General features: G+C 58.7%; 1 protein-coding gene and 1 pseudogene. Both read right to left on the bottom strand.

The window, feature by feature from the left end; genetic code table 11:
* The coding region (locus FHL16_RS33620; protein ID WP_138739116.1) for an Ig-like domain-containing protein at positions 1-2,072 on the bottom strand (2,072 nt) is incomplete at its 3' end.
* Between the two features lie 252 nt (positions 2,073-2,324).
* Positions 2,325-2,411: pseudogene (locus FHL16_RS35160) on the bottom strand (DUF6124 family protein); the annotation flags it as partial.
* Between the last annotated feature and the right edge of the window lie 45 nt (positions 2,412-2,456).

Here is a 2,456-nt window from a genome sequence, read left to right as displayed (position 1 = left end):
CCCTCGCCATACAGCGCCAGCGCCTTGAGGCTGTAAGCCTTGACGGTCAATGCACTTACCACCTGAGTCCAGGTTCCCGAACCATTGGCGGTAGGTTCTCCCAATGAAGTGGTGCCATCGAGCAAGCGGACTTTCTGGTTGGGGCTGGCCTTGCCAGTGACGGTTACTGATCGGTCAAAGGTGATGCCGCCCTGGGGGACCGGGCCTTTGGAGTCGGTGACTGTGTCCAGTGTCGGTGCAATCCATGCTGCGACCAGCAAATTCAACGTAACCGAATAACTCCACAACCCCGTAGCCGCATGCTTCACCGTGTAACGTACCTTGACGTACTTGCCGATATTGGCCGCGACGAACTCCTCCGCCACTCTGAACGTCACGGGTTTTCCGGCGGTCACGGTGGTGATCGGCACCCAGTTGGTTGTGCTGCCAAAAGGACCGTTGCCGCTCCAGTGACAGGTCAGAATGTCGCCCGGGAGCGTGCCGAGGTAGTTGACCCTGACATTCACGTTATGGAAAACCTTCGAGGGGTCGAGCACATCCGGTGGGTCGGCTTCCAGCACCACGGGCACCGGCAGTGTGGTGCGCAATTGTTCGACCTTGAGCAGCAAGCGTTCCGATTCACTGATGCCATACAGCGCTACGGCGTCGTTGGTGATGCGGTAGGACAGGTCCAGCGAACCCTTGTCCAGCACGACAATGTGCTGACTGTCGATGTGGAAGGTCACTAGCTTGTCGGCGGCCTCTCCGGCGCTGACAGTGTGTGGCTCTTCGTGCAAATACGACTGACCGTTGGCTTGGGTACCCAGCCAGATCAGGTTGAGGGAATCGCCGCTGGCCATGCCGGGATAGCTGACACGCACCGTTGCATATTCGTTGTCGGGTTCAAGCGTGCCGCCCACCGCTTGCTCAACGATGGGCGCCGGGATGATTGCCACATCCCCAACGACATCGGCGAATGCGCGCTTGGACGACAGGGGCGGCGAGTTATCCAGTTTGGTCAACACATACGAGGCGTCGGCCGACCCCATGGCAATTGCGCGGACCTCGGCGTAGGGCACCTTGAATTCGAGGTGGTGCGGGATGTTGTCCACGGTTCGCGATTGCGTATGGATCAACGGTTTGCCGACAGCAGGCGTGCCGATCCAGGTCAGCTTCACCGTATCGCCGATCGCAAAATCGTCGCCAGCAATCTTGACCAGAACGGTGACGTCTTCGTTGTTCAGATCCTTGAGGGTGATGACCCCGTTCACGGCTTCATTGATGATCGGTGATTCCAGGCGCCAGGCACCGGCATCGACCAGAACCGTCGTGCTTATGGAGTGCTTCTCGGCCCAGTTCCACACCGGGTCGTGCGGAAAGTAGCGAACCGGCAACGCCGCGCTGTCACCGCCGGCGAGAATGGCGTCCTGATCCACCGTGATGATGATGGGGGTTTCGCGATTGGCCTGATCGGGGGTGACGGTATGAGGGATTCGAACGCTGCCCCAGTGCAGATTCACCACGTCGTAAGGGAAAATTCCAAGGTAGAAGGGGATCGTGACAGGGACACCGCTGGCGGCCCACTCCGCATCGATACCATTGTCAATGACGTCTTGGGGGAGTTGAGGTTGATGCAGTTCGGAATGGCCTGGCAGATGAGGTTCCTTGTCGCGCCCCCCCGGCCTGTCGAGCTTCACCAGCACCCGCAACCCAGCTGACGGGTCGTCCGGCACTGTTTCGTCCTTGCGCGTGAGCACGTAGTAAACCGTTTCCACCCAACCGGGAACCATGGGGGCGACGGGCAGGAAAAAGAACAGGAAATCACCGTCGACTTCTTCTGGCTGGAGTTCCTTGTGGAAGATCTTGTCACCGTCCCAATACACATCAATCTGATCGCCCGCCAGCACTGGAGGGCTGTATTTATTGATAGCGCACAACACCCCCTCCGGATGGCTCTCCACCACACTGATGTTGATACCCGCGTCACCGTCGACAATCGGCTCGACCGCGCCGGCAATCATCAATGGCCGGTGCTGCAGCGGGGCGACGACCAACCTTGAAGGGCGAAACAGGAATAGACCAGAAGCGGCCATCAAAAACTCCTTGGCGAAGGTACGCCACTGTGGGGGAGGGGACATTGACGGGTAGATTGGGCACGATGAAAGGCGCGCTGACTACTGTCAGAACTAACAGGTGGGCGGGGGTTTTAGACAAACGGTAGGCGAAAAAAAACGGCCTGGGTAGGCCGTTTCTTGTTCCATGCACCTCCGTGATCGACCCAGACCCAATGTGGGAGCGGGCCTGCTCGCGAAGAACGATGACACGGTATGACTGACCAGTGATGACTTCGGATCAAGGTTATCCAGCATCCGATTCACCGCCAGCTCGCCCAGCATCACCACTGGCTCAATCCCCAGTCCAGTGTTGCGATGCGTAGTCAATCGATCCGTCCCTTAAACACTCACCCCACGCGAAAC

Origin of the sequence: Pseudomonas sp. FSL W5-0299 (genome assembly GCF_005930655.1) — a bacterium.
Taxonomy (GTDB): domain Bacteria; phylum Pseudomonadota; class Gammaproteobacteria; order Pseudomonadales; family Pseudomonadaceae; genus Aquipseudomonas; species Aquipseudomonas mandelii.
Note: the sequence above shows the minus strand (reverse complement) of the source record. Positions and strands in the feature narration are given on the sequence as shown.